The organism is Streptomyces sp. BRA346 (assembly GCF_052851135.1).
On the sequence record NZ_JAIWIH010000139.1, the window covers coordinates 1 to 2851 of the forward strand.

The window sequence follows — 2851 nt, forward strand, 5'->3', positions numbered from 1 at the left end:
GTGTGGTTGCCGCGGCTGGTGCGGATGGCTTCGGGCGGGGTGTTGGAGCCTCCGGTGGGTGTGGGTTCGGCATGGCGGTTGGACATGGTGGCCAAGGGCCAGTTGGACGGGGTCGCGCTGGTGCCGGAGGAACCCCGGGCGCTGGGTCCCGGCCAGGTGCGGGTTGGTGTGCGTGCGGCGGGGGTCAATTTCCGTGATGTGCTGAATGTGCTGGGGATGTATCCGGGGGACGCNGGTCGGCTCGGGCATGAGGGTGCCGGGGTTGTGGTGGAGGTCGGTCCTGGGGTGGCGGGCTTCGCTGTGGGTGACCGGGTGATGGGTCTGCTGGATGGCGGGTTCGGGCCGTCGGCGGTGGCGGATGCGCGGATGCTGGCGCGTATACCGGGCGGTTGGTCGTACGAGCAGGCGGCGTCGGTACCGATCGTGTACCTGACCGCGTACTACGCGCTGGTCGATCTGGCGGGACTGGGGGCGGGTGAGTCGGTGTTGGTTCATGCCGCTGCTGGTGGTGTGGGTATGGCGGCGGTGCAGTTGGCTCAGCATCTGGGTGCGGAGGTGTTCGCGACGGCGAGTCAGGCCAAGTGGCCGACTCTTCGGGGGCTGGATGTTGCGGCCGATCGTATTGCTTCGTCGCGTACGACGGAGTTTGAACAGGTCTTCTCCGCGGCGACGGGCGGTGCCGGGCTGGATGTGGTGTTGGATTGCCTGGCGGGGGAGTTCGTGGATGCGTCGTTGCGGTTGACGCGGCCGGGTGGCCGGTTCGTGGAGATGGGCAAGACCGATATTCGTGACGCGGGTGAGGTGGCCGATGCTCATCCGGGCGTGATCTATCGGTCGTTCGATGTCATGGATGCGGGCCCTGAGCGGATCGGCGAGATGCTGACGGCGTTGTTGGGGCTGTTCGAGAGTGGTGCACTGCGACCGGTCCCGGTCACGGCGTGGGACATCGCCCGGGCTCCGGAGGCGTTGCGATTCCTGGGGCAGGCGAGGCATGTCGGCAAGGTCGTGCTGACCTTGCCGGTGCCGTGGCGTGAGCGTGGCACGGTGCTGGTGACCGGCGGTACGGGTGGTCTCGGCGCGGTCGTGGCCCGGCACCTGACCACGGAACACGGGGTGCGGGACCTCTTCCTGCTCTCCCGGCGTGGGCCCGACGCGCCGGGGGCGGGTGAGCTCGAACGGGAGCTGACCGCTCTCGGTGCGCGGGTGACGATCCGTGCGTGTGATGTCAGCGACCGGCAGGCGCTGGCGGATGCGTTGGATGCGGTCCCCGACGATGCCCCGTTGAGGGGCGTGGTGCACACCGCGGGAGTGCTCGACGACGGGATGATCGCGGAGCTGACCCCGGAACGGCTCGCCGGGGTGCTGGCGGCAAAAGCCGATTCCGCCATGCATCTGCACGAACTCACCGCAGGCCGTGAGCTGGACGCGTTCGTCCTGTTCTCCTCCTTCGCGGGTGTGGTGGGCAACGCGGGCCAGGCGGCTTACGCCGCGGGCAACGCGGTGCTCGACGCCCTCGCGGTATCCCGGCGAGCCCAAGGGCTCCCGGCCGTGTCGCTGGCGTGGGGCATGTGGGAGAACTCCGAAGGCATGGGCGGCCGACTCGACGAAGCCGACCTGAGCCGGATGCGGCGCCAGGGCTTCCCGGCCCTGAGGACCGACCACGGGCTGACCCTCCTTGACACCGCCCTGCGGATCAACGAGCCGGTGGCGGTGCCGGTCGCCCTACGGACCTCGGCGCTCGCCGCGGTACGCGACAGCCTGCCCGCCGTGCTGCACGGACTCGTCCCGGCGACGCGGCAGCGCCGGACCGTCGCCGGGCAGGTTGCCGCCGCCAGCGGCGGCGAGCTGGCCCGCCGCCTGCGCGGACTGCCCGCCGCCGAGCAGGACCGGTTGCTGCTGGACCTCGTACAGACCCAGGTCGCCGGGGTGCTGGGGTACACGTCGGGCGCGGAAGTCGATGCCGGGCGGGCCTTCAAGGATCTCGGATTCGACTCGCTGACCGCGGTAGAGCTGCGCAATCGCCTCACCACCGCGACCGCCGTCCAGCTGCCCGCGACCCTGATCTTCGACCATCCGAACCCCGCCGCGCTGGCCGACCACCTGCGTACGCGGGTCCTGGGCGCGGTGGTCGAGCAGACCGCTTCGCCCGTCCGGAAGACGGCGACGTTCGTGGACGACGACCCCATTGTCATCGTCGGTATGGGCTGCCGCTATCCGGGTGGCGCGACCTCGCCGCAGGCGCTGTGGGACCTGGTCGACTCGGCCGGTGACGGTTTTTCCCCGCTGCCCGCCGATCGTGGCTGGGACGTGCGGACGCTGGTCGACACGACCGGCGTCAGCGGTGGCGGATTCGTACCGGACGTGGCGCGGTTCGACGCCGAGCTGTTCGGGATCTCGCCGCGCGAGGCCCTTGCCATGGATCCGCAGCAGCGGCTGCTGCTGGAGACCTCCTGGGAGGCGCTGGAGCGGGCCACCGGCGTGTTCGCCGGGGTGTCCGCGAACGGGTACGGCGGGAACGTGCACGAGCCCGAGGAAGAGATGGAGGGCTACCTCCTGACCGGCAGTACTCCGAGCGTCGCATCGGGCCGTCTCGCCTACTCCCTCGGCCTTGAGGGTCCCGCGGTGTCGGTGGACACCGCGTGCTCGTCGGCGCTGGTGGCGCTGCACCTCGCGGGCCAGGCGCTGCGGGCGGGCGAATGCGACCTGGCCTTGGCCGGCGGCGCTACGGTGATGGCCACCCCGGGGATCTTCGTGGAGTTCGCCCGTCAGGGCGGGCTGGCCGGGGACGGCCGGTGCAAGTCCTTCGCGGAGGCCGCGGACGGTACGGGGTGGGCCGAGGGTGCCGGGGTAC

General features: G+C 70.9%; 1 protein-coding gene. It reads left to right on the forward strand.

Annotation, left to right across the window (positions count from 1 at the left end; all coding sequences use genetic code 11):
• A partial coding sequence (locus tag LCH29_RS43765; RefSeq protein ID WP_446467252.1) for a type I polyketide synthase occupies positions 1-2851 on the forward strand: 2851 nt, incomplete at both ends.